This is a genomic window from Rhizobium sp. SJZ105 (assembly GCF_007828365.1).
In the GTDB taxonomy this organism is placed as follows: Bacteria; Pseudomonadota; Alphaproteobacteria; order Rhizobiales; family Rhizobiaceae; genus Agrobacterium; species Agrobacterium tumefaciens.
In genome coordinates this window covers 19,132-44,701 of record NZ_VIUP01000013.1, presented here as the reverse complement: position 1 = coordinate 44,701, position 25,570 = coordinate 19,132, and the positions used below count along the sequence as shown (strand labels likewise).

Annotated in this window: 20 protein-coding genes, 1 pseudogene and 1 other annotated feature; of the genes and pseudogenes, 5 read left to right on the top strand and 16 right to left on the bottom strand. The window is 59.3% G+C overall.

The genetic code is table 11. The features are described from left to right. Positions 1 to 166 precede the first annotated feature (166 nt). The 4 genes from FB593_RS27935 to traA form a co-directional block, all read right to left on the bottom strand. Positions 167 to 478: a hypothetical protein gene (locus FB593_RS27935; protein ID WP_321186318.1), complete on the bottom strand. Its 312-nt coding sequence runs from the start codon at positions 476 to 478 to the stop codon at positions 167 to 169. Positions 479 to 581: 103 nt separating this feature from the next. Then, positions 582 to 860: a helix-turn-helix transcriptional regulator gene (locus tag FB593_RS24130; RefSeq protein ID WP_003517384.1), complete on the bottom strand. Its 279-nt coding sequence runs from the start codon at positions 858 to 860 to the stop codon at positions 582 to 584. Positions 861 to 877: 17 nt separating this feature from the next. After that, positions 878 to 2,200, bottom strand: coding sequence for a type II toxin-antitoxin system HipA family toxin (locus tag FB593_RS24125; RefSeq protein WP_145167120.1), 1,323 nt, complete (start codon positions 2,198 to 2,200; stop codon positions 878 to 880). A 202-nt stretch (positions 2,201 to 2,402) separates the two neighbouring features. Next, positions 2,403 to 7,031 carry a Ti-type conjugative transfer relaxase TraA gene (gene traA / locus FB593_RS24115; protein ID WP_145167118.1) on the bottom strand — a complete coding sequence of 1,543 codons (4,629 nt, stop codon included), beginning with the start codon at positions 7,029 to 7,031 and terminating at the stop codon, positions 2,403 to 2,405. A gap of 222 nt (positions 7,032 to 7,253) precedes the next feature. Between traA and FB593_RS24110 the strand changes: the two genes are divergently transcribed. The 5 genes from FB593_RS24110 to FB593_RS24090 all read left to right on the top strand — a co-directional run bounded on the left by FB593_RS24110 (position 7,254) and on the right by FB593_RS24090 (position 10,706). After that, positions 7,254 to 7,541, top strand: coding sequence for a TraC family protein (locus FB593_RS24110; protein WP_145167117.1), 288 nt, complete (start codon positions 7,254 to 7,256; stop codon positions 7,539 to 7,541). After that, on the top strand, positions 7,531 to 7,764 hold the full coding sequence (locus tag FB593_RS24105; RefSeq protein ID WP_003517392.1) for a conjugal transfer protein TraD: 234 nt from the start codon (positions 7,531 to 7,533) through the stop codon (positions 7,762 to 7,764). Before FB593_RS24110 ends, FB593_RS24105 begins: the two co-directional genes overlap by 11 nt. Continuing rightward, positions 7,761 to 9,680: a Ti-type conjugative transfer system protein TraG gene (gene traG, locus FB593_RS24100; RefSeq protein WP_145167116.1), complete on the top strand. Its 1,920-nt coding sequence runs from the start codon at positions 7,761 to 7,763 to the stop codon at positions 9,678 to 9,680. The genes FB593_RS24105 and traG overlap by 4 nt, the downstream gene beginning before the upstream one ends. A gap of 402 nt (positions 9,681 to 10,082) precedes the next feature. Next, entirely contained in the window at positions 10,083 to 10,394 is a 312-nt protein-coding gene (locus tag FB593_RS24095) for a WGR domain-containing protein (protein WP_145167142.1), read from the top strand. 33 nt (positions 10,395 to 10,427) lie between these two features. After that, positions 10,428 to 10,706, top strand: coding sequence for an HU family DNA-binding protein (locus FB593_RS24090; protein ID WP_145167115.1), 279 nt, complete (start codon positions 10,428 to 10,430; stop codon positions 10,704 to 10,706). 154 nt (positions 10,707 to 10,860) lie between these two features. On the opposite strand, the gene FB593_RS27930 is transcribed toward FB593_RS24090, so the two are convergent. From FB593_RS27930 to FB593_RS24030, 12 genes and pseudogenes are all read right to left on the bottom strand, one after another. Continuing rightward, positions 10,861 to 10,983, bottom strand: coding sequence for a hypothetical protein (locus tag FB593_RS27930; RefSeq protein ID WP_013637336.1), 123 nt, complete (start codon positions 10,981 to 10,983; stop codon positions 10,861 to 10,863). Between the two features lie 121 nt (positions 10,984 to 11,104). Beyond that, the gene (locus tag FB593_RS24085) at positions 11,105 to 12,325 is read right to left on the bottom strand and encodes an MFS transporter (protein ID WP_145167114.1); all 1,221 of its coding nucleotides are present in this window, start codon (positions 12,323 to 12,325) and stop codon (positions 11,105 to 11,107) included. A gap of 102 nt (positions 12,326 to 12,427) precedes the next feature. After that, complete coding sequence (locus FB593_RS24080) at positions 12,428 to 12,964, bottom strand: NYN domain-containing protein (protein ID WP_145167113.1); 537 nt, start codon at positions 12,962 to 12,964, stop codon at positions 12,428 to 12,430. A 59-nt stretch (positions 12,965 to 13,023) separates the two neighbouring features. Further along, positions 13,024 to 13,878 (bottom strand): universal stress protein, encoded by an 855-nt coding sequence (locus FB593_RS24075; protein WP_145167112.1) that lies wholly within the window; start codon positions 13,876 to 13,878, stop codon positions 13,024 to 13,026. A 14-nt stretch (positions 13,879 to 13,892) separates the two neighbouring features. Next, positions 13,893 to 15,398, bottom strand: a complete 1,506-nt coding sequence (locus tag FB593_RS24070) for a SulP family inorganic anion transporter (RefSeq protein ID WP_145167111.1) — start codon at positions 15,396 to 15,398, stop codon at positions 13,893 to 13,895. Between the two features lie 214 nt (positions 15,399 to 15,612). Continuing rightward, positions 15,613 to 15,664: a sequence feature (sul1 is cis-regulatory element that is thought to sense ions involved in sulfur or methionine metabolism; They are found in Alphaproteobacteria), on the bottom strand. Positions 15,665 to 15,853: 189 nt separating this feature from the next. Further along, positions 15,854 to 16,027 (bottom strand): hypothetical protein, encoded by a 174-nt coding sequence (locus FB593_RS27625; RefSeq protein WP_186447965.1) that lies wholly within the window; start codon positions 16,025 to 16,027, stop codon positions 15,854 to 15,856. Positions 16,028 to 16,276: 249 nt separating this feature from the next. Beyond that, a complete protein-coding gene (locus FB593_RS24060; RefSeq protein ID WP_145167109.1) occupies positions 16,277 to 18,427 on the bottom strand; it encodes an integrase in 2,151 nt (716 codons plus the stop codon). After that, a complete protein-coding gene (locus FB593_RS24055; RefSeq protein ID WP_145167108.1) occupies positions 18,424 to 20,226 on the bottom strand; it encodes a hypothetical protein in 1,803 nt (600 codons plus the stop codon). The genes FB593_RS24060 and FB593_RS24055 overlap by 4 nt, the downstream gene beginning before the upstream one ends. Then, positions 20,223 to 21,632 carry a tyrosine-type recombinase/integrase gene (locus FB593_RS24050; RefSeq protein ID WP_145167107.1) on the bottom strand — a complete coding sequence of 470 codons (1,410 nt, stop codon included), beginning with the start codon at positions 21,630 to 21,632 and terminating at the stop codon, positions 20,223 to 20,225. Before FB593_RS24050 ends, FB593_RS24055 begins: the two co-directional genes overlap by 4 nt. Positions 21,633 to 22,180: 548 nt before the next feature. Next, positions 22,181 to 22,492, bottom strand: a complete 312-nt coding sequence (locus FB593_RS27620) for a DUF736 domain-containing protein (RefSeq protein ID WP_003517402.1) — start codon at positions 22,490 to 22,492, stop codon at positions 22,181 to 22,183. A 590-nt stretch (positions 22,493 to 23,082) separates the two neighbouring features. Then, positions 23,083 to 23,391 (bottom strand): annotated as a pseudogene (locus FB593_RS24035) (zincin-like metallopeptidase domain-containing protein); the annotation flags it as partial. A gap of 179 nt (positions 23,392 to 23,570) precedes the next feature. Beyond that, on the bottom strand, positions 23,571 to 25,514 hold the full coding sequence (locus FB593_RS24030) for an elongation factor G (protein ID WP_145167105.1): 1,944 nt from the start codon (positions 25,512 to 25,514) through the stop codon (positions 23,571 to 23,573). Between the last annotated feature and the right edge of the window lie 56 nt (positions 25,515 to 25,570).

Below are 25,570 nucleotides of genomic sequence, written 5' to 3'. Positions count from 1 at the left end.
TATCCCCGCATTCCGGCAAGTCTTCGCCACTGGCACGCTGCCGTCGCCCTGCTTAAAAATGAACGACTTCTGGGCGTCCAAGAACTTCGATGCCTTCATGCCTCCGCTCCTTTTTCCCAACCGGGAAGTTATCGCGGAAAACTCCAGTTATGAACTGGTTCAGTTTTCAGGGATCAGAGCAGTAAGCGGTGTTTTCCTCGCACATTGACCAAGCTCGATTGGGCTTTCCGAAAAATGCCGTTACGACATTGATGGCAAGGTCAGAATGCGCGAATACGCTTGCAGGTGGGGCTATACGAGGATCTTTATCTTCCGATTTCGCTTCCAAGACGATCAGCGGCTTGCCGTCGTTGCCCAGCAACAAAAAATCGACGAATCCCTTTTCGCTTTTCTCAAAGTCCGCACCGAGACTTTCGATGTGGTCAGGCTTCAGCTTGACGTTCGGCTCAAGAACGACGTTCGCGGGACCGCTTGTCATCGAAGAAGCGCCAGCCAGCGGCCTCCAGCAGCCGATTGATTTTGATCCTCGCCATCGCTTCCTTGCGTGGTTCCAACGCCCGTCCCTCGAGAAAACTCAGCCATCATTGCGCCTTCGGAATAAACCCCACAGTAAATCCGAACAATCGGCCAATCTTCCCTAAAGTTTCGAGCGTTGGGTTCGCCGTCCCGGCTTCGATCTCAGCAACTTGGCGCCTGGTGAGCGATAGCGTCTTGGCGAATTCGTCCTGCGTCAAACCAAGCCCTCTTCGGATTTCAACAACAGCCTCAGGTAACCTCAAATCGCCAGTCCGAGCGCGTTCCGCCAGTGTTCGCCGGTTCTCAAGAATTTCCTCTTTCGTTGGCTTTCTCCATCGAGCCATTTAGCGGTCCTCCGGTATCACTGGCACGCCGCCAGAACGCTCTCGGCGATTTCAATGCAGCGTCCCATTACACGCTCTAGAATTTCCGGAGACCCACCCATATCTTTCGCCATAGCCGGTGTTTGCCGGAGGTATTCGGCAAACACGGAAAGCTCAGCTGCGAGCGCATTCTGCTCATCAGGATCGGGGATCAGTTCAGCGCAAATGCGTTTCCAATCGGGAAGGTGATCGCGACCACCGTCCCTCATCATGGCCCAGCGGGTGGAACGAACGATCCCCTCTTTGGCGAGCCGCATTGGCGCGAAATCAAAGAGCGGAGACAGGCGGATCGTGCCGTCCTGGTGCTTACTTAGTGCAGAATTTCGGCCATGATTATCGGGATTGCCGAGCGCCAAATTGGCGATGTCCCGCTTCAGGTATTCGACAATGTCCGCGAAGGGATTGGCAGAATATTGGCGCAAAACGTCGATGTAGGCCTCGTGCGAGCCGACATGACCGAAATCAGCAACGCCGATCGCGGATACCAGGCTTTCTTGGCCCAGCCTAACGGTTCCGCCACCTTCTTTTTTCTTCCGGTCGAACCGAGGAATGATCAGGACACTTTCGGCATAGGTCGAAGGTTCGTGCACATTCAGGCCGATCTCCTGAGCGATCCGCGAATAGAGGGCTTCGCCTTCGAGTATAATGCGGTCCACGGGCTCGTTGCTGCGGACCAGCTTGACAATGACGTGGCGCACGGCCTCATCATCAGTCACGAAGCTGTCGGGATAATAGAGACCGTCATTCGCTTGGGTCATCGAGACCTTAGGCCATTCGCCTTGCAGGCCGCTTGAGCCAGAGGCGAGCATTCCGAAGCGATCGGCGACTTCCATGAAATGATCCGAGCGCTCAAGGATTTCCGCTTCTGTAACCCCTTGGCGCTCAACACCGCGCAGCCGTTCCGTCTCGGCCTCCGCCGCTTCTTTGATCCGGATATTGCCTATGCCGCCCGTCGCCGATCGCAGAAGCAGCGGGAGATCGGAAGCGCGCGAGCCTTCAGCAAGACTGAGATGCTCGGCAAGCTTTCGCCTTGCATGCCCCTGGGGCATAAGATCCAAGAGGAAGGGCGGCCAGCGGCGGCTATATCGATTTTCGAGATCAACGGGATATCGGACAGATAACGCGCGATGGTCACGAACCGTTTTGCCACCAGCGAATTCCGCAGATGCAACTGTGACGAAATAGTCGAGATCATAATCGACGATGGACGCGCCCTGGAAGCCGGCCGCGTCATCCTTAAGTTCTAGCGTCGCGGCGTGATCCCACTGGCCATAAAAATGGGTTTGGAGCGTTAGGCGCATTAATTGACCCTTTCAATGGTTCAATTAATGCATATTTTCAATTTATTCAACCCATCAAAGTGGGTTTAATAACTGCCCTTGGAACTGCCAGCTACTGAAGCGGTCATTAAAACTTCTGATCCGGCTGACCATCTTCCGGCCACGCAACGCATTGCCGTAAGCGAACAGCATGAGGGACAAGCTCAGCACAGGTGTTAGCCATTCATTGGTTAAAGAGGATAACGCCGCGGGCGCGGTCGAGTACACGCCGGTGGCGCTCCGCTACGATGTTCTGGCTTGCCTGCATGCGGACAACCTGCTGCAGCACCTTCAACTGTTCCCGCATTACCTCGAACGCACGGCGCTGAGCAGGCGGCACGCGATTGATAACATCCAGCTCTCCACGCAGGATGGCATTGCGGCCGAAGCGCTCGTCGAGGGCGCGGCTGACGGTTGCAAACTCCTTACTAATGGAGGGATCGAGCGAGCCGGCAGCAACGTCGAGCCTGCCGTTCTTTTTCTTCATCGCCACTGAGAGTTCTCTCAGTGCATCTTCGGCGGACGGCGACAGTCCCGGGATGGCAATGCTCATGCGCTGGCGCTCCTCAGTGATCGCCTCCCTCTCTGCATCAAATGCGGCCCTAAATGAGGTGGCCAATAACCGCACACGGCTTGCCGCCTCCGGGACGGCACGGAAAGCCTCCTTCCGCTCCTGGCCGACAGCGAGCAATTTGTCCATGATACGGCCGGAGCCTCGCAACGCGCCGTAGGCAGCGGGATCATTGCTGATGGCCGCAGCGATCCGCTCACCGGCAAAGCCCTTCAGGATCAGATCTTCAATCTTTCCGACAGCACCTGCCGGATCGCGCCAGATACGCGCTGCCGCGTTCGCAAGGGCGGCGCGATTTTGACTGTAGTGAGGAACAGCTCGCGCCCTCTCCCGCGCCTCGTGGTCGATCGGGGTTTCAAACTCTGTTACAGCTGCAAGCATTGGCAACACCGGCACCGTCTCTTTCCCAGGCACGACGCTGGCGCCGGTAACGATCCTGGAGCGATCTTTCCTTTCGGCAAGATGCTGTTCTTCGGCAAAGCGGCGTATGGCGGCAAAAAGACGATTGAGCTTTTCGCGCCGGTCGAGGTCAAGGTCGTCCGGCATGCGCTCGATCATGTTGCGCTGGGCAACAGTGTCTGCCTTGTCGGTGAAGGCGGACCAGCCGAAGCGAGCGTTGAGAGCGTCGTTGCCCCCCCTCACCTCTTGAACAAAAAGGCGATCCTCCGCCGCGTAGGCGAAGGCCGTCTTGTAGGCATCCTTGCCACCGCGCTCGCGTACGGCTTCGATTTCGGCAAGGCGCGCCATAGCCGGTTTGGAAAGCGCTGGGATCGACAACGACATATGCGCGCGCCGTTGCTCCTCTCGCATGCCGAAGCGTTCGACCTGGCGGCGGAACTCTGTGGCATGGGAACGCGCCAGCGGCAGCAATTCGGACAAGGCCGACACCGCCGCATCGCGCTCGGAGCGGGCCGCGCGGCCATCGACAAGAAGATTCGATCCACGCAGACGGCCGAGACGCTGCGGCGAGGCCTCAAGATCGTCGGCAAGCTCGCGGGGCGCAATCCGCGCGTCGGAGGCAAGCGCGTTCAGTCTTGCAAGCGCACCTTCGGGATCGCGATAAATCTTTTGCAAGACTGGGCGAAGAATGGCGTCGCGTTCCTTCCAGTGATCTGAGCGAAGCTGCGCGCGGCGGGCATCCTCGCCGACACTACGGGAAAACAATGTTTTCGGCGGGATGAGATATTGTCGATCCGTCGGAATTTTTGCCGTCCGGGTTTCGGCTCGTTCCTCACTATAGGAAACACGCTTCTCGCTTTCGATCGCGAAGCCGAGCGCCACGCTCGCCCGCTCCCAAAGCTTCGCCACTTGCTCGCGCTTCTGCGCCAGCCACGCCAGCTGCCGCGCCGCTCCGTCCTCCATCCAGGCTGCGACCCCAGAGAGCGTATCGATACCGCGACGCTGGGCAAAATCGCGGGCGTGCGCCCGGTAGCCGGCCTCGCTCTCGAAATCGAGGGTCGTCGTCTTGGCGCCGGAGCGGCCAAGACGCTCCACCAGTTGCTTGAACAGTTCCGGCCGATGGCTCTCCTCCTCGAGGCGCTGCCGGCGAACCTCTGTCGTTTCAATCCGTTTGGCAGTCCAGACGTTTCGATGGACCGTCCGTTCCTCGAGCCTCTTCTTTCCCGTTTTTTCGTCGATGACGGGCACCATCACCGTCACCCGTTCGACACCGTCCTTGCGCAGCGTCACCGTGTCGCCTTCCGACACGCCGGCCTCCTCCAGGGCCTTCGGAAGGCTTACGCCCCAGAGCCGATGCACGCTTCCGTCGTCCGTTTTCACATCGGCGTAGGGGCTTTTATCGGCATCCTCGTCTTGCGGCCTGAACTTCGCATTGCCGGTTCCGACCAGCTCGCCCGTGACGCCTGCGGCGTGATCAACCCGGGATATTTTGCCCCATCCCGGCTTCGGCTCAAAGTCCTCGCGAGCGGCATAAAGATCGGCCCGGTCGCGATGGCGTGTCATCGACACGTACGTCAGGTGCTGATCCATCAGCCCGGTTGCGAGCACGAATGTCCTGTCGACGGTCGCACCTTGGGACTTGTGAATGGTCGCAGCATAGCCGTGATCGACATTGCGATAGCTGTCTTCGCTGATGATGACATCCCGGCCATTATCGAGACGGACCGATAGTAGTGGGCCGCCGTGCGTGTCGCCGGTGGAGACGACCGTGCCGAGCATGCCGTTCTTGACATATTGAGGCCCAAGCCTTTGCGCGCGCGGCTCGAGGAACCGGGCGTTTTGGAGGAAGATGATCCGGTCGCCGACGGCGAACTCCCGCACGCCTCGCTCCGTGTAAAATTCACGAGAGACGGTCAGGGCGCCTTCATCTTTCATGACGATGCGTAGCGCTTCATTGAGCCGCCTCACGTCGTCATTGGTATGGGCGAGAACGAGCAGTTCGTCACCACGCAAGCGGGCCGGCTGTTCTTTATCGGCATGTTGCTGGATGAGGTCGCGGCGAGCGCGCGTCCAGTCTGCAACGATGCGCTCAACAGCTTCAGCCCGGCTCTCCGCCTCAACGATACGCCCCCGCTGCGCATAGGCATCCAGCCCCTCCTCGACCTTGCCGCGGGCGAAAAGACGGGAGGCCTCTCGCGCCCACTCTTCACGCTGGCGCCGCACACCGGCAAGTTCGGCAGAACCGATCCGTTCGGAAATCGCCCGAAAGGCTGCGCCGGCGTGGATCGGTTGAAGCTGCATTGCATCGCCGACCAGAACCACCTTGGCTCCGGCCTCCTCGGCGCGCTTGAGCACACGCGCCATCTGCTGCGACGAGACCATGCCAGCTTCATCGATGACAAAGATGTCCCGCCGGTCGAGGAGATCGCGTCCGTTCTCCCAGGCAAGTTCCCATGAGGCGAGCGTGCGCGATCTGATGCCGGAACTATCCTCAAGCCCTTCGGCCGCCTTGCCAGCAAGCGCCGCCCCGAAGACGCGGTAGTTGCCGCTCTCCCAGGCGATGCGCGCCGCGGCAAGCAGCGTCGATTTTCCCGCACCGGCATGCCCGACCACAGCGGCGATGCCAGTGTCGCCGGCGACATGATTGACAGCCTCCACCTGTTCGCGATCAAGCGTGAACGGATTTTCCGGATTGCCGGTTTCTATGGTTCTGACAGCCGCCGCAATTTTCGCGTTGGCGACGCCGAAGCCCTTGCGCCGGGCCAGAACTTCCGCCGACTGCGCCATGTCGTATTCGGTGCGCAGGATATCGCGTGTGGTGAAGACCGCAGGTTCGGCCACCTTGCCGGTCTGCAGGTTCGCCTGTTGCGGCTTCAACAGTACGAGATCGTTAGAGGCCATCAGCTTGGAGCGTATGTTGGCGAAATCGGCCGGATCGTCGACATAGCGGTGCAGTGCCTTGGCGATGTCCCGTTCATCGAAGGTGGAGCGCTCGTTGCCGAGTTGTTTCAGGAGTAGGTATGGATCGGCCAGCAGCCGGTCGGCCATCTCCTGCCGGCGCGCGAGATCGGCCGGCGCGAAATACATCGCGACACCCTTGCGGGCGAGCGCTGCCTTTTCCGGCCCGAGATGTTTCTGGGCAATCCCGTCGAGCCCCTGTTCGACATAGGAACGCCCGTCGAGGCGGATCTCATGGCCGGCAAGCGCCAGATGCCGATTGGCCGTATCCGCCCAGGCGATCTTCCAGCCCTTCATGGTTTCCTTGTCGCCGGCCCAGAGCCTGTAGACGATCTTGCCCTTCGGTCGGTCCGGGGTGACGACCCGCAACGGCTCGCCGTCGGCGCCAAGCACCGGCACTTTCTTCGGCCCGAAACCCTGTTCCGTCAGAGGTCGAAGCGCGGTCATCAGGTGGATGTGTGGATTGCCTTGCCTGTCATGATAAACCCAGTCGGCGATCATGCCCTTGGACGTCAGGTTGTCCCGGACGAACTCGCGCACAAGGGCGATGTTCTCTGATCGCGTCAACTCTTCCGGAAGCGCGATGATCAACTCGCGGGCAAGCTGCGCGTCGGCACGAGTTTCGAATGCGTCCACTGCATTCCAAAGCGCCTCGCTGGCCGCAACGACGCTCTTCCCATCGATGGCCGCGCGCAGCCAGGCCGGTACCTGGTCCGGCAGCGCCAACTCCTCGTGTTTCAGTTCGGCGCCGCCGCCACGGTAACTGAAGGAGGTTCCGGCCTGTTCGTCCATCATCCGCGCCCGATGACGATAGGCGGCGGCCGAAACGATACTGCGTCCCGCTCCCCTGCTGATCACCTGCGCTCTGACGAACATGATCGCCACTAACGTCTCCAGTCCTTCCAGGCACGTCGCGTCAGCGACGTATATTGCGCCCTCAAATCAATCGGCCTGACAAGACCGATGCTGCGTTTCCAGAAGACGGCCCTGTTGGGATTTCCATTATCGACGTTTGGGGGCTTGTGTACGGTAGCGTATTTGACTAACATTTTCTAGTCAGTTAAACGACGGGATAGAAATTTCCAAAGACGTTGAAAGGACTTGCCCATGGCCACCAAGCCTGCGCTCATGGATATTGATGCTCAAATCGAGAAGCTTCGCGAACGAAGAAAAACTTTAATAGTAAAATCAGCTGATCGTTTCGCGCGTGCGGCGACGAAGTCGGGATTGGCAGAGATGGAGATCGCTGATGAGGAGGTGGATCGCATCTTCGACGAGATCGCAGCGCGATTTCGCAACGGCGAGAACAAGCAGGCCGCTGGCTCACCTGCTTCGCCGCGTGGACAGGCAAATGGAGCGACTGGTTCGGAAACGGAGGCTCCACATGACAGCTGACCGAAAGAAGGGAGCGAGAGAAAAGTTCTTGCTCGGCGACATTGTCGTTCGCGCGGGCCTGTCGAACGCCGATCGGGCTTTCCTGCTTGGCGGGCTTCTCGAAATGAAGCGGGTCGTGCAGGGGACACCTGAACATCGGCGTCTGTGCGATATCGGAGAGCTGGCCTTCAGAGATGCGGCATCCAACGGCGGGTTAGAACGCTTTTTGAAGGTGGCGGAATGAAGGGAAAGGCCAAACAGCATCCGAGCCTGTTGCTTATCATCGTTCCCATCGCCGTCACCGGATTTTCCTTTTACGTCGCCCACTGGCGTTGGCCTGAATTGGCGACCGGCATCACAGGCAAGACGCAATACTGGTTCCTTCGGGCGTCACCGGTGCCCGTCCTTTTGTTCGGGCCGCTGGCTGGATTGCTGGCGGTCTGGGCGCTGCCCCTCCATCGGCGAAGACCCGTGGCGTTGGCAAGCTTTCTCTGCTTTCTCCTGATGGCCGGCTTTTACGGGTTGCGCGAGTTCGGGCGGCTTCAGCCGCTCGTAGAGAGCGGTGTGCTGACCTGGGATCGGGCGCCGTCATTCGTCGACATGATTGCGGTCATTGGCGCAGCGGCGGGGTTCATGGCGGCCGCGGTCGCGGCGCGCATCTCCAGCGTCGTGCCCGAACAGGTGACGCGCGCCAGGCGCGGAACATTCGGAGATGCAGACTGGCTGCCGATGTCGGCGGCGGCACGGCTGTTTCCCGATGATGGCGAAATCGTTATCGGTGAGCGCTACAGGGTGGACAAGGAACTCGTCCATGAGCTGCCGTTCGATCCGAACGATCCGGCCACCTGGGGACGTGGCGGCAAAGCCCCGCTGCTGACCTACGCTCAGGATTTCGATTCGACCCACATGCTTTTCTTCGCAGGCTCTGGTGGCTTCAAGACCACCAGCAACGTCGTGCCGACGGCGCTCAGATATACAGGCCCCCTCATTTGCCTGGATCCGTCCACCGAGGTGGCCCCGATGGTCGTTGACCACCGAAGAGATAAACTCGACCGAGAGGTTGTTGTGCTCGATCCGGCAAATCCGGTCATGGGATTTAACGTGCTCGACGGCATCGAGCACTCGCAAAAAAAGGAAGAGGACATTGTCGGCATCGCGCACATGTTACTCTCGGAAAGCTTGCGCTTCGAATCGTCGACTGGCTCTTACTTCCAATCGCAGGCGCATAATCTGCTGACTGGTCTTCTAGCGCATGTGATGCTGTCACCGGAATATGCAGGACGGCGAAACCTGCGCAGCCTGCGCCAGATCGTCTCCGAGCCGGAAACCTCCGTGCTCGCCATGCTGCGCGACGTACAGGAACACTCCGCGTCCGCCTTCGTCCGCGAAACGCTCGGCGTCTTTGTTAACATGACCGAGCAAACATTCTCAGGCGTCTATTCGACGGCATCGAAGGATACGCAATGGCTTTCGCTCGATAATTACGCGGCACTGGTTTGCGGCAACACGTTCAAATCGAGCGAGATCGCTGGCGGAAAGAAAGACGTCTTTATCAATATCCCCGCATCGATCCTGCGGTCCTATCCCGGTATCGGTCGGGTGATCATCGGCTCGCTGATCAACGCGATGATCGAAGCGGATGGTGCGTTCACGAGGCGAGCGTTGTTCATTTTGGACGAAGTCGATCTGCTTGGCTACATGCGCGTGCTTGAAGAGGCGCGCGATCGCGGTCGCAAGTATGGCGTTAGCATGATGCTGATGTACCAGTCCGTCGGGCAACTGGAACGGCACTTCGGAAAAGACGGTGCAGTGTCGTGGATCGACGGCTGCGCTTTCGCGAGCTACGCAGCAATCAAGGCACTGGATACCGCCCGCAACGTCTCAGCCCAATGTGGAGAAATGACTGTCGAAGTCAAAGGCAGTTCTCGCAATCTCGGCAGGGGTATGAAAAACAGCGCGTCGCGGAAATCCGAAAGCATCACTTTCCAGCGCCGGCCGCTTATAATGCCGCACGAAATCACGCAATCGATGCGCAAGGACGAGCAGATCATCATCGTCCAGGGCCACAGTCCGATCCGCTGCGGACGGGCGATCTATTTCAGGCGGAAGGACATGGATATGCACGCCAGGCCCAACAGGTTTGCCAAGCTGGGACCTTGACGGCTCAGGCGTTTTCTTGCGGACCGTATTCGGCTTCTATTGGCCAAACCCACCCTAAAGCCTCCGCAGCGTAAATGACAGATGCTCCTTTATCGTAGTCGTCGCGGCCGCCGCTTCCTCAAAGGGTGCCATTTGATCCTCCTCTTTCGAAAACATGCGATGCCTGAACATGGACCGACTGACGATTGGAAGCGAAGACAGCTCGCCATCTGATTCACCGGCTGTTCTCACCTCGACGATCGCGCCCGGGCGTATCGTTCAGACCGGGAAGCTTGATCCCGTGAGGATGATCGGACACTGCCGAAACCGCAACAGGCATCCATCACAGAAATGAATCGGAAGCGACCTTTCGATTCATAAGTCTCGTTGGACCAGATCGCGAGCATCGCCGATCATGCGGGGATGGGAACACACCACTACCAGCTTTATTGCCAGAGGATCGACGCCAACAGGAACATGGCCCGATATTACGCGCTTGCGATCCGGCCAACCCTTTTTGGCGAAATAGCCGTCGTGCGAAGCTGGGGACGGATCGGCAAGGCTGGCGGGGAGATGACCGAGGTGTTCGGCAATGAGAATGATGCGATATCGCGCTTTCTCGAACTGGTACTGCAGAAGCGCAAAAGGGGCTATCAACCGGCAAGAAGCTGTGGAAACCCCGGCAGGAGCGCCACTCTAAGGACATCGCCGCATGACAAAGTAACGATCGCCTGAAAGGGTTTTCCCGTCTTTAACGAGGAAACCGTCATGACCACAACCAATGAAATCGCCGACAAGATCGCATCCGAACAGAACCTGACCAAAGCCCAGGCGAAATCGATCGTCGAAACCGTCTTCGCGTCGATCACGACGGCAGCCACGTCCGGAGCGGAAACATCTATCCCGGGATTCGGCAAGTTCAAGATCAAGGATACCCCGGAGCGTGAGGCTCGCAATCCGGCAACCGGCGCCACCATCAAGGTTGCCGCTGCGAAGAAGCTTACGTTCCGGCCTGCCAAAGCACTGAAAGATGTGCTGAACAAGTGAGCCGAACCGCGGTAAGCGGGATCATCAGGGGGAGCCGCCAAAGCGGCTCCCGGCGGCGGAGTATCATTGGCGCTGCTTGCCTTGACGCTTAAAGCTGATCTCGATCTAGATGGCAATCGGACGATGGTGGCAGCATTGCGGGTGTATGCCGCCCTCAGAAGGGCGGTACGGCGTCAACGGAACCGTCCTGCTCGGCCATGATAACGGCCAGTTCCGCCAGCGCCAGTTCCAGCTCCGCTGCAATCTGGCGACGCTCGTCCGGGTGGCAATGGTTCATCTCCGCACGTTATCCTGACAGTCAACCACGATTATTGTCCGTGGGAGATTGTGACCACCTCGCGGTGAGATCGCCTGAGACTGCGCAACACGATCCCGCAGAGGTTGCCAATCGCGGCGCCTCACGTATCCTGAACGACTTCTTCGCTCGATTTACGTTTCACCTTCAATGTCAGCGCAGACGCGATCAACGTATAAACGGAGCAGCCGAGTGCCTGCCACGACAGGGGTATGCCAGCGTCGATCAACAGGCCCATCATGATGGGGGACGCGCCACTTGCGACAACCATCCCCGCCTCGACGGAGGAGCGCACGCGGGCGAGTTCTCGCGTTCCGAACAGTTCGACCCATAGGGCGGTTGCCAGGGTGGAGCCCAGTGCCATCGATATCGCCATGAGAATCATGTAGACGGGCGCGATCCATGGTGCGCTGACAAGGCCGAGGACAAACATTGCCAAGGCCTGCGGCAACAGGAAGACGGGCAACAGGCTCTTCGGTCCAATCCTGTCAATGACAGGTCCTATGACGACAGAGGCAATTGCCTGGACGATGGCGAAGGCGGCAAAGCTTGCGGCGACCGTGGAAATGTCCCAGCCCTTCTGCTCGGCCAGACGCGCCTGGTGGAAGAAAAAGCCGGTGACAATGAACGGCCCGGCGAGAACGGCTGGCAAAGTCAAAAGCAGACGGGTATCGCGCCAGAGTGCTTTGGCCTTCTCATCGCCTTTGCGAGGTTTGTCTTTCCGGCTGCGAATTGCCTGGTCGCCTTGTCGGGGCAGAAACAGCAAAGCGACCGAAACGCCGGCGACAACGAGACCCGCGTTGATCATCCAGGCGGTGCGCCAGCCCAGATGTTCCATCATGGTCACGCCGGCGATCGGAAAAAGACCTTGCGCGACGGAAAGACCAAGCGCGATCAGCCCAAGCGCCTTTCCGGCATCCTGCGGAAACGCGCGTGCCGTTGCGGTCAATGCGGTGTGCGTCATCAAGCCCTGTCCGCCGAGACGCAGAAAGTAGAAGGCCACCGCCAGCATGATGAAATGGGAACTGGCTGCAACGAGAACGCAGGCCATGGCGAGAAGCAGAGCCACGCACCAGGTGAAACGGCGCACGGTCGTGTAGTCGATCAGCCGACCGGCCCAGGTCAGGGTCAATGCGCTCAGGAAGGTGCCGGCCGCATAGGTTGCTCCGAGACCGCCGTCGCTGAGGCTGAAGGTTTCGCGGAAGTACGAGCCAGACACGGAAACGAAATAGGTCTGCCCGAAGCTCGAGAGCGCCATCAGTAGTGCGCCGAACAGGAGCTGCTGCCAGTTGATCCTGGCGAAATCAAAATAGGCTCTAACCATTTACGGCTTTCTAGAATGTTCGCTTAGGGCTCCCGCTGAGCATGGCGAAAATGCAGAGCCGCCTTCGCGGTTCCACCTTTCTGGTCGGTAAAGCGTGAGACTTCAATCGGCTTGTCGCGTGTCGGATTTTTCCAGAGCAAGTCGCCCGATGATTGTCTTCACGTCGATGAAGGTGTCGGCCGCATCGATGAGCATCGGAGGCGGCGCAATGGTTGAAGACGCATCCAGGGTCGAAATCAACGTGACCTTAATGTCGTAATCCCGCAGACCGGCAAACATCGGCTCCAGCTTCCCATCGCCCGCAAGTACCATCACGTGGTCCCCCGGTTCTGCGAGCAAAAACGCATCGACGGCGATCTGGACGAGATTGGTACCATATCGTTCCCGTGGGTCTCCACGATCATGGGTGCGGCCCTTCACGACGAAGCCGTTATGTTTGAGCCAGCCAAAAAGGGGCCGTTGGCGTTCCGCTTCGTTATCATCGCGAACGTCACGGTAGTAAACCGCCTGATCGACGGGCAAGCCTTCATTGGCAGCGTCAGCCAGCTTGCGCAGATCGAACGGTGTCTCGAACACTGAACGCAAACGGTCATAGTGGCTTCCGTCGATCAGAAACAGAGTCTGCTTTTGTCGCGACATGATCGCTCCTCCCAAATGCTTCGGACAAGAAGGCGGGCAAAATGCCCGCCCGTCTGTGCTCAACGGAAGATGACGACCGGCACCTTGCAGGAACGGATCATCTCAGTGGTGGTCGAACCGATGAAGAGGGAGCGCAGCCGCGAATGGCTGTAGGCACCCATGGCGAGAAGGTCGAAACCTTCCTTTTCCACCATCTCCGAGATCACCTTGTCGGCCGCGCCCTGCACCAAGGCCACTTCCGGCGCATACCCGGCCGCCTTAAGGATTACTGCGGCATCATCGAGCTTCTTGCGGTTCTCTGGCGTATCAGCACCCGCCATCACCAGTTTGGTGCCGAGGCCGCCGAGGATCGGGCTACGCGACACCTGGTCCACCGTCTTCATGGCCATGGCACCGCCGTCATAGGCGATCAGCAGCTTGGTCACCTGCTTGAACGCCCGCGAGGCAATGACAATCGCCTTGTGGGTCGAGCGCACCACACGCTCCAGGTTGGAGCCGAGATGGCCCTTAGCGAAGTCAGCGCCCTCGCCACGCTTGCCAATGACGATGATGTCGGCGTTGGCCTCGAACTCCAGCACGGTGTCGACCAGATCGCCGTTGCGAAGCTTCGTCTCGACGTTTGCAACGCCAGCCTCGTTGAGCCGGGCCTTTGCCTCGTCCAGCAACAGGCGCCCGCGCTTGTGGGCGACCTTGGCCTTCTGCGCATCGAGTTCGGCCAGTTCCTCAAGAAGCGCCGTGCGGGCACCAAGCCCGATATTGCCGCTGAGGTTGACTGGCTCCGAGGCGAGATCCCGCCTGCCAATGACGTGGAGCAGCTCCACGGTCACGTCGGCCTTGCCCGCGATCCAGGCAATGTGGTCGCATACGCTCTGGGCATAGGGCGAGCCGTCGATCAGTCCGAGTATTCTTGTCATTGTTCGTTCCTCCCTCAGTGGCCCATCAGGCGTTCCATGGCGCCGGGCTTGTCATGAATGGCGAGCTTGTCGACGATGGTCTCGCTGGCCTGATTGAGGCCGATAATCTCGACATCGGCGCCTTCACGGCGGAACTTGAGCACGATCATGTCGAGGGCCGCGACGCTGGAAATATCCCAGATGTGGGCATGACTGACATCGATGGTGACTTTGTCGAGCGATTCCTTGAAATCGAAGGCTTTGTTGAAATCGTCGACCGAGGCAAAAAAGACCTGTCCTTCAACCGTATAGGTGCGATGTGCGCCATCAGCCGACAGGGCCGAGGTGACGCGGAAGATCTGCGAGATTTTCCAGGCGAAGAAGACCGCCGAGAGCAGCACGCCGATCAGAACGCCGATGGCGAGATTGTGCGTGTAGACGACGCCTACGACCGTCGCCAGCATGACGATGGAGGACGAGCGCGGATGATCCCTCAGGTTCTTGATCGACGACCAGGAGAAGGTGCCGACCGACACCATGATCATGATCGCAACCAGCGCTGCCATCGGGATCTGGCTGACGAGATCGCCAAGCACCAGGATCATGAACAGCAGGAAGACGCCGGCGCAGAAGGTAGAAAGCCGTCCCCGGCCACCCGACTTCACATTGATGATCGACTGGCCGATCATCGCACAACCCGCCATGCCGCCGATGAAACCGGTTGCGGTGTTGGCGATGCCCTGGCCCACACATTCGCGGTTCTTGTCGCTCGGCGTGTCGGTCAGATCATCAACGATCTGCGCCGTCATCAGCGATTCCAGAAGACCCACGGCCGCCACTGCCACGGAATAGGGCAGAATGATCATCAGCGTTTCGAGATTGAACGGGATCTGCGGGATGAGGAAGATCGGCAGGGTCGAAGGCAACTCACCCATGTCGCCGACGGTGCGGATGTCGAAGCCGAAACCGATCGACAGCGCGGTCAGGACCACGATGCAGACCAGCGGTGAAGGCACTGCCTTCGTCACGTATGGGAACAGGTAGATGATCCCGAGGCCGGCCGCGACCAGGATGTAAGTGAGCATCGGAACGTTCGTCAGCTCCGGCAACTGTGCCATGAAGATCAGAATGGCAAGCGCGTTGACGAAGCCGGTCATCACCGACTTTGAGACGAAGCGCATCAGATAACCGAGGCGGAAAATGCCGGCGACGATCTGGATAAGACCTGCCAGGACGGTGGCCGCCAAGAGATACTGGAGGCCATGGTCGCGCACCAGCGTGACCATGAGGACTGCGGTGGCGGCAGTGGCGGCCGAAATCATACCGGGACGGCCACCGACAAAGGCGATGAGGACGGCGATCGAGAACGAGGCGTAGAGGCCGATCTTCGGATCGACGCCAGCGATGATTGAAAAGGCGATGGCTTCGGGGATGAGAGCCAGTGCCACGACAAGCCCAGCGAGCACATCCGCCCGGATGTTGCCGAACCATTCGGTTTTGAGGGTTCCTATGAAATCGCGATTCAAGTTGGTGTTCTCCATGCCGGCGACGCTTGGGAGTCCGTCAGCGCGGCGGGTCAATTGTGAATGGGTGGGTGACGTCGCGCGCACGGATCGTGAGCGTGTAGGGCACGGCAAGCGCCGTGTGGTGACCGACGTCGGTTTTATGGCGTGATCAGGCCGTCTTGGTCATTGGGGAGATCCAATCGGAATACTCATGGCAGCGATATCGAGAAAGATATGTGCAGGAGTTAGCTGGTTGCCGGGGGATAGGCGCCCGGAGAAGCCACCCGCAGGGCGGGTCCGTTGATGGTGGCAATATTGCGGCAAATAGGCGTGAGATCAAGCTCAAATTGCAAGTGGTCCCAGGCTGAGCAAAAAAACGACGAGGAAGCCGGCGGGTATAGGCGCATATTCCTCGCCCCTTCGACATCTTCTTATGGAGATGCTGCTGTCGCTCCGGCGTGCGACATCATAAGAAAGAAATATCGCCGCCCTCATTCGAGGTCAGCGAGATAGAGTGCGATGTCGCTTGCAAACTGCTCATCCTCAGCTTGGGCCTGAGCGACGAGGGCGGCAAGCTCGGCCTCCGCCATAGCGCGTTCGGTCTTGGTGAAATAGCAGCTCCGAAGCTCCGCGCGCAGTTCGTTGATTTGATCGAGAGTGGTCATGTTGATCGTCTCCTTTTTGATGACGTCAACGGGCGACGTGCGCACGAAGCCCGGGTCAAGGAGCGCGAAGCGACCGCCAGCGGCGGCGAGTGGGGTGCCGGTTTTGTCGGAGCGCAGGGAAACGGAGCGGAGGCAAAATCGGGGGCCCACGCTCGTCCTTGAGGCGGGGTGAGCAGCCGTAAAGTAGGACGGCAGAAAGAAGAGAATCCGCGGACCCGACCAGGGGACGCGACCGTATTCCATAAAGAGCTATCGTCTTGTGACGTCGATATTGGAAAGAACCTTCTCGATCCTTTGGAGGTCTTGCTCGACGGCCAGGCGCTGAAGTTCGGACAATCTCTTCTCCTTCAGCACGCCCCTGGCATTCTCCGCCGCCCCTGCCCATGCGGGGCGGTGGCGTGCCGTTATACAGGCGTTGGGGCATCTCGACGGCTCGCACAGCGAGATCATCGGAGCAGACTGGTTGCCGGCGGCATGGCGAAGACAGACGGCGGTAGCAGGATCAAAAAAGCAATCGGCCAACACGCCGACATGGAGGGCGCGCGCCGTGTCGGCCAACATCACGCGGAGGCGACCACGGTCAGCAATCATGCCGGAAAGCGGGTGCAACTCGGACGCCGCGCCGTCAAGCGACTTGGCGATCCGTACCGCAGCAGGGCCGGAAAGCCCGGAGCCCAATTGCCTCTCGTCGAAATAGGTGAGGATATCGTCCATCTGCCCGAGGCGCCGTTCAGTCTCGACCTCTGTCAGAAATCCTGATCGGCTGGAGCCCGCATAGCCTTCGAAGGTCGCAACGGAGACGTGCTTGTACTGGACCATTCCTGCGACCGTCCCAAAGGGCCTGTTGGCTATGTGCCAGGCAATTGTTCGACGGAACTGGCGCGTCGTCAGTTGCCACGGCCGTCCATCGGGGCCTGGCGGTATGATCGGCTCGGCCTCGGTTCCAAATCGATCGTTCAGATAATCGCGAAACTGATTCAGTCGGGTGACGACGTCTGTTGCGAGCGCCTGCTTGCGAGCGTGTGCGAGAGACAGGACTGGCCAAAGCGTCAGGGTGCCTCGCTGCTGCACAGAGCGGAGGTTGAGCTGTTCGAGGACTGAAATCGCCGTCGCCACGGGTGCGATGGTGATCCATTCCGCCTCTTCGCCCCGCACTTCCTTGCCCTTGTAAGCGACCGACTTCACGCGGTGCCTGTTGATCAGCCCGTCCTCGCTGCGAGTGACCGACAAGCAGCCGGGACGCATCGCCTGCACTTCACTGTCGCGCATGCCTGTCAGGTAGGCGCAGACGACATAGCAGGCGGCTTGCAGCATCCGCTCCTCTATCGCCAACGACCGCGCATCAAAACGAGACCGCCAGGGCCGGCCGGTATCAGGATCGACTGAAATCTGCGTATCCATTCCGCCGATCTCGGTCCCCAGTTCGGCGATAGCAGCTTCGACGGTGCGCCGCATCTCGTCATTGGGTTGACCGCCGGCAGATCGTTGAAGATTGGCGTCGGCGCCGATATGGAGATAGATCAATTGCCAGTTCAGAGGCGGTTCTAACCCCGAAAATGATGCTGGCCCGCCGATCCTGACAGGCCAGGCTGGAATGCCGCGACCCTGCCGACGGCGTTCATCGAGATATGCATACAAGCGAGCTTGTCGCTGCGCTCGTCGTTCGTTGCGATGCGTGATCGCATCTTCAGCACTGAGCGCCTCGTGGTGCTGTTGGAGTGCCAGCAGTTCATTGCGCGCGGCGATAATGTCGGGCGCGAATACAGTCACATATTTGAGCGACCATGCGAGCAACGGTTTGATGATCGCTTCCGGGATCCGCGGTGTACGGTTCTCCTCCGCCCTAAATCTATACCCGGCGACCTCTGCGGGCTTGCGACCATCCCATGGCTCAAAGGTGAGCTTCGCCACGGTCAGGTGTTTGCGGAAGACATACAGGTCGAACACAATGCCTAATAATTGCATGACGATGATCGGCCGCCGACCACGACGAAGAAACCTGGCGAAATCGTCAAGCAGGGCCTGGTTGACGCTGCGGAGGTCGAAGACACCATGAGCCACCTTGATGAAATCGAAGAAGCTGCGCGCGCAACGGAAAAGGCGCCGGACATTCACTGGCGTCGCTCGCATCTTGTATCCCGGCAGATCAGTGTTCAGTCGGACATACAGGTAATCTCGAAGAGCCGCCGCGATCTTCGGGTCGTCGATAACACTGAAATCCACAGTAGCGTCGGAGCTACGGGCGTTCTCGCGAAAAACCGCAGGGTTCAAGTCCCATCTGTCGTCGCCATAGCGCGACAGGGCCGACCGCTCGAAACCGGGGCGCAAAGCTGCGGTGGTCAGCACGGGGCGGATGTCGAAATCCGTAGTGACGATGGGAAGATTTGCGATGGCCTTCACTGTAACGCCTCCGGCGGCATGTAGTTGGACACCGGTTCGCTGGCGAGTACACGACGTGCTTCCTCGACGGTCGCAGAACCGAATGCTGGCAAGATCTGCATGGTGATGCGTGCGTGTGCGGTTGCGAACTTCGCCGCCCAATGGCTGGCGGAAAGCGACAAGCGCTGGCCTTCAAGGAAAGCGAGAAACGAGAGGATTGCGGGGAGCTTGCGAGTGGTAATGACAGCGTTCCGACATTCAAGACAGCCCCAGAAGGGTTGCGAACAAGGCGAGCCGGGATCGGCATAGGGGCTGGAGAAGAAACCGCCGCAGCTTGCCAGCCAGATATCCTGCTTTCCATCGAGAAGTGACATCGGATCGCACCCCGCTGGGGCGGCCTCTAAAGCGGCAACCGGATCGCTTCGCCAGGTCTGTTCTTCCTCCGGCGTCAGAACAATTGACGACGAAGCCGATGTGACAGCCTCGGTGAAAGCATCGGCGATCGTGCTTTCGTGCAGAGGGAGGAGTGCTGGAACATTGGCATAGTGCCGCGCCGCCACCTCTTTGGTATGACCGACCGCAAAACGCGTCATGTGTCCCTCGGTCTTTAGGTACCAAAGCGCCTTGTGCGTCTTGCGAAGTCGCGAAAGCGTTAGATGGAAAGGCCGACCGTCATCATCACGAATGTTGTGCTGTGCCGTCCATGCGTCGATGCGGTGCTGGGGATGATTGACACCGGATTTTAGTCCGCCAAGCCCATAGTACAGCCAAAGGCAGTCGGTGGGTCGGTGTCTACGGGCGGGAGCAGTCCAGGCGATTACATGCCTGATCAGGCCGCCTGGCGTCCGCGGACCGCCATCGTGCACACGAAGTGTCTTATGCTCAGCGCCACGAGCCCGCCGTTTGACATAAGCAATCTCGACTGTGCCATTTGCAGGGTTCCTAAGGCAATCAACCCTCAAGCTCTTGCAGCACTCGGGCTCCAGGCCGGTCTCAAGCGCCAAAAACACCATGAGCGGGATGACATCGTGAGACGTCAAATAGTGTCGTTCGTGAAGCTGATGGCAGAGCCTTTCCGAAGAGAGGCCATGGACCCTTCGGGCATCGTTGAGAACGTGGTATTTGGGATCTGTGTGGCGGACAATACCGTTGGCCTCGATGTGCGCATGGATCTCTTTCTCCATAGCCAGCAGTCCGCTGTGCGAGTTCATTGGCTTACGATCGCGAAGGCGTTGCACGATCCCCATGATATCCGCACGGGCAGCATCGCGGAGCTGCCGTGCAATGTAGGGGCTGTATGCATTGCGTGGATGCGATGGTGGTATCGGCCTCAGCGTCACATAGGCCAGCCGATCGCGAAGCTGCTCAGAAAATGCAACAGCCCCTTCGGATGCCACTTCTCGTAGCGCCGCAATGATCTTCGTCAAAATAAACAGCAGATGAATGTTCGACTTGCCCTTTGCCGCCAACCAGTCTTCAAAGCCATCGATATGATCTGCCCTCAGGCGATCAGCGGCATCAGGTTCATTTTTTGTCTCGATCAGGTATGTCAAGAACATCGGCAAGATACGCACGTAGTCCGTAACAGTTGATTTGACGGACAGGCGACCACCCAGACCAGCAAGTCGTCGTAGCGCTCGTGCGAAAGCAATCGCAAGCCATCGCGGGGCAAGATGAGCGTAGTCGATCAGGACTTTGCTGCCATCCTGTGTGTCGATGATAAATCGTAAACCGGTCACTGTCTCCGGCTCATCGCACGGGGATATGGCCAACTCGCGATTGAAAGAGACGGCTCGGCCTTTGCGAGGATGCTGGCTCATAGCCGGTCCCCGCCTGGTAGCAGTGCAAGCAGTTCGGCGACGGCGGTGTCGACTGTATCTGCGCGGGTGGCGATATGATCCAGATAAATTGAGGTGGTCTCGAGACTTGCATGACCCAGAAGCCGCTGCACCTGTTGCAGGGGATCTCCGAGGATCCTGCGATAGCCTTCCGCCGGTCCGGCCGAACTCGCCAGGGAACCGCCATCGAGCTGGCGCTGAATCAGCATTGCGAGCATATGGACTGCGAAGGTATGCCGGAGTTGATGTGGACTGATGTCGATCGGCAGTCCGTTCGCCTGGCAGCGATGGCACGCCCGTGCGAATGCGACTTCCCAGGAATTTGGGCGCACCGGCTGGCCGACCTCCGTCACCCACAAAACCGCTGGTTCGATTGGCGTGCTATCCGCATCACAGATGACCAAACGCTCCCGTTCGTCCGGCGAGAAGACTTCCAGCGGGACAGTTCGCCCGTCGACGAGTAAAAGATTCCCTGAGCACGCGGTCGGTCGACGCACCAGAATTGGACGTTCTACGAGGTTCCAACCTTCGCGGGCCTTGAACTTTGTGACTGCGTGGGTGCGCTCAACACGAATGTAGGTCTGGAGCCGCTGAAGCAGACCGTCGGGGATAAGGATTGCCCGTCCGCGCTCGCCCTTGGTGAGACCTGCCGGCAAATTGAGCCATGTCTGACGACGAGACGCATTCGCCGCAGGCAAAGCGTCGAGCTCGAACACCAGAAGAAATGAGGCCTCTTCCAGCCTCAAGCCAGTTACCACCAGCATCTCCGCAAACAACGCGTTGCGAAGTCCGTTCCTGTCGCGTGCGCCCGGGCGCTCCGCTCCGTTTGCAGAAAGGCCGCGTAGCCCGACGTCCCGGAACTGTCGAAAATCCTCAAGCGTGACAAAACGGATGGTGTTTTGATTGGCACGTCCTTCGAATGCATCATTGCGCGTGATTAACTTGCCTTGACCACGCGTCCGATTGCGTCGCCAGATCTCGCGATGCGAAAAAGGGCTCGAAGGCAGAAGTCCCTCGCGTACTCCCCACTCATACAGCTTGTCGATTGCTGCGATTGATCTGTTCCACGACGCCGCCGAGATCCGGATTCCCGGTTCGCCTCTTCTACGAATGCGGTGGAAGGCTACGACATCAGCGCGGGCAGCTTCCCAGACGGTCTTGTCGCAGACTTCCGTGAGGAAGCGCAACCACACCATGATGTCGTAGCTGTAAGCGCGAAGAGAGTGCCGGGAGCGAACTCCGTTGAGCGGCAGGTCGAGAAAGAAACGGTCAACGTCGGCGTCGTACAGTTCACCGTCGCATAAAATACGCGGCACATAGGCATCGAGGCCATCGGCGGCCCGCCGCTCATCGAGCGTGATCTTTGATGAAGTGTCAAGAATATGCATCGTTTGTCCAACCCTCCCCCAGACCCCCACCCGGGAGCCCGCGTCTACGGGAGGTGCTGGAGCCACCGGCACTCTCCAGGCCGGCCTCCGCCAGCTATTTGGGAGCGCTGCGACCGGCCTGGAAAGCGCCTTCCCTCAGCATGCGCATCGACGTAGCCAAGGTCGGTAGAGTCGGTGCAGACTGTCAAGATAAGGCGCGCAGTTCTTCGATATGTTGTTCCAGTAGCATCGTCATCTCCTTGACTTTTGAGAAAGATGACGCCGCCGGGCGTGAGGAAATGACGGGGTCAGGGATCGCGTCGGCGACCGCCAGAGGCGGCGAGTGGGGTGCCGGTTTTGTTGAAGCGCAGGGAACCGGAGCGGAAGCAAAATCGGGGGGCCACGCGAAGTCCTTGAGGCCGGCATTTGCTCGCGGCACGATTGGTCACTCTGAGCAGACCCCGCCTCTCCGTATCGCGACCAGAAGAAGAAGCGGGCTAGATGCCCGGTTCCTTCTTGGTTTGAACAAGGGAAAAGCCCCGCCGTTTCCGGCAGGGCTTCGTCTTTGATCAGGCGTCGCGCTTCGGGCGGTTCCAGACCAACGTATAGTCGCCTTCCCTCTCGGTCGGCCAAAGTGCCGCATTGATCGGGGCCGGGAAGCTCGGATCGTCGAGCTTGACCGAGATGTAGGGCTCTCCGTCGCCGGAAACCTGGCTCCAGGCGGCGCCGACTTCGGCCGCTCCGGACATGATCCGGAAGTCGGGAGCGTCGCGGGATGTGCGTTCGATCGGGTTCAGGCGGGCCTTCATGGAGACCGTCAGAGTGCGTACGTGGCCGAGGATGGTGTTGCCGTTGGTGGTGAATTCGCCGATGATTGCCATTGTCGTGATCCTTTCGGTTTGATCGGGCCGCGACCATCGCGTCCTCGATGACTGTCGATTTGATCGGGGACGATCGGACCGCATCCTTAAGGGACCGGAATGCAATGGAGGGCGGCGGGAGACGGCTTTCTTGGACCGCGAGGAATGCGAACGCAGGTCGCAGGGGAAGAAAGGGGGCGATGCCGTTGCGGGAGAACGATCGAGGCGCAGCCGCTCTTCGATCAGACATGTCAAATCGAGGCCGCGTTGGCCGCGCCCACTTCCTATGCCCGAATGGATGGCAGCAATGGCCACATCGATCGTTTGGGCATTGCCGGGCCAATGCGACAAGTCCGGTGAGCGTCGCCGAACTTTCCTTCTCGATGGCGGCTCCGGTTTTCAATCGGGCACATGTTGCCCATGCTTGCTCGTATCCGCAAACATGACCTGTTGCTGATGCGCAACGCATTAGGGCCAGTCGCAGCAAAACTGGCTCGCGCCCGCACGGAACAAGATCGCCTTCGCTTTCCTCCCGAACGGTCAATCCGCGCTGCCCGGATTCAGATTTTGGGAGCAGTACCAAAGGACGCTCTAAAAAGAGAGGGGCGCTATTACACTGCCTCCCTCGTCGCGCAGGCATCCGCCCTTGGCTGAAGACCGTGGAGATAATTGACCGCCCGCTGCGCATGCGCGGCCGCCTGGAAAATTGCCCGTTTGTCGTTGGCCAGCACCGAGAGCCATGACTGCAGATAGGACGCGTGATCCGGCCGCGGCTCAAGTTCCGGCGCGATACCGAGGTCAGCGCAGAGGAAGCAACTGCCAAGTTCGGCAATGAGTTCTTCCCGCGCTCGCTCCGTCCGGTCCTTGGCATAGCGCGACAGGTCGCGTCCCACGCGATGTTCTGCCGCCGTCCAGTGGGTCTTATGCCGATATCGGCATAAGACGCATAATGCCGCCATCTGGATTATGCCGACAACTGTTCGGTTGAGCCGGAAGCGTTAGCCTCCGGCTCATTGGGCCCGGCATAATTAGAGGGATTCGAGGACGGATGCGGATAGCCCTCCCGCGCCAACAACAGAAGCTCAGTGCCAGAAAATCACTATTTTCGGGACAAACGGAGCAGATATTCGCGACTACTGAACGGATCGATGCCGGAACGCCTGCGCGAACGTTGGGGATCGGTTGCCGGGGCATAGTGATGGAAGAATGTCTCCATAGTCCCGATGCCGCTCGTCAGGCCAGGCAATTGCTGCTGGATGGCCTGGATTCTCTCGGAGGCGACATGCCCCTCCAACCGTACCATACCTTCCATGATGGCCGTCTCCTTTATCACAGCGCCCGATTTGGTAAGCACGGTCAGCAGCCGATTGAGGCTTTCACCAGGCGCTTCAAGATGGAACTGGTCGATCGGTTCGCAGACGATGGTTTGCGCCGTCGACAGTGCCGTCGCCAAGACCCAGGGCGTCAATTGCCGGAAGTCGGCCGCAGTGGTCGAGGGCGAGCTCTGGCGGGCTGCCGTCATGGCCACGTGGCAATCGATGACCTGCCAGCCGAAGACTCCTTGCCTGAGCGTCTCAAACACGGTTTCCTCCACCGCCCGATAGAAACTTGCTGGCATCTGGCCAATATCCACCTCCAGAGCGAAACTGTTTCCCGCCCCTTCCGGTCGCGGTTCAACGCGCAGGCCAACGGTCGCCAGGAATGGATTCGGTTCCTTGAAAATGACCTGAAGGCCGGTACCTGTTCCAACGAGCCGCTCCGCGCAGATGACGGTGCTATCTTCGAACGTCGCTTCGACGCCGAAATCCGTTACCAAGGTAGATTGGATGACCTCTTTCTGCACTTCGCCATAGAGGGATACGAACATCTCATTCGTATCCTCATTTCTGCGCAGGTCGATTAGCGGATCCTGTTCAGCCAACTGGTTTAGCGCGAGCCAAAGCGCCGCACTCTCAGACGGACGCTGCGCTTGAACGCGAGATTCCAGCGTCGGCGGCGCAAAATTTGGCTTGATATCTGCGAGGAGATCCGAACCCACGAAGTCCCCGATCCGAGCATTGTTGAGACCGCTGACGCGGGCGATCTGCCCGGCCCTGAAACTGTCGGCGCTGTGAACCTTGCCGGATTCGAAAAGATGGATTCCGGTCACGCGCGCCGGTCCTTGGGGAAGATTCACATATTGCCGGACCTGGACGGTACCGGATGAGAGGTAGAGATAGCACAGCTTCTCGCCGCCCCATCCGCGCTCAATCTTGAATATCTTGCCGACAACCTTAGCCCCTGGATCGAGACGGCGGCCGGGAAGCGAGGTAGCAATCGCCGATGCCAGAGCCGGCACGCCGACGCCGGTCATCGCAGCGCCGGCAAATGCCGGCTGCACCATGCCGTCGGCGACCTGTTTCCGCAGCGCGCATTCAAGCCTTTCGGCTGTCAGACGATCCGGTGCCTGTAGAAAGTCGCCGAGTAGTTCATCGTCGTTCTCCGCCAAAGCCTCACACAGGGCGGTAAAAAGCGGTTCTCGGTGCGGATCAAGAACCACCACCTCAGCAAGTTTACTGCCGGCATTGCTGACGGATGACATGGCGATCGGGCGGACGGACAACTGACCGGCGATGGACTGTAGCACCTCCTCATAACGCGCTCCAAGGCGATCGACCTTGTTGACGAAGAAGACGAAGGGAACGGATAGTCGCTGCAAGGCCCGCACCAGCACCCGCGTCTGCGCCTGCACGCCCTCGACTGCAGAAACGACGACCACGGCCGCGTCGAGCAGCCCGAGCACCCGCTCGACTTCGGCGATGAAATCGGGATGGCCGGGCGTATCGATGAGATTGATCGTCGTGTCGCCGAGATTGAAGGAGACAACAGCGGCCTGGATCGTGATACCACGCTGCCGTTCCAGCTCGTGGCTGTCGGTCTGGGTGTTGCCGCTATCGACACTACCGAGCTTGTCAATGACGCCGGCGTCGAAAAGGAGTCGTTCGGTTAGGCTAGTTTTTCCTGCATCCACATGGGCCAGGATGCCCAGATTCAAAGTGCGCATGAACCCTCAACTTCTCAGAAATTCGAACGTGATTTTCGTGAGAAGGGACTCGGCGC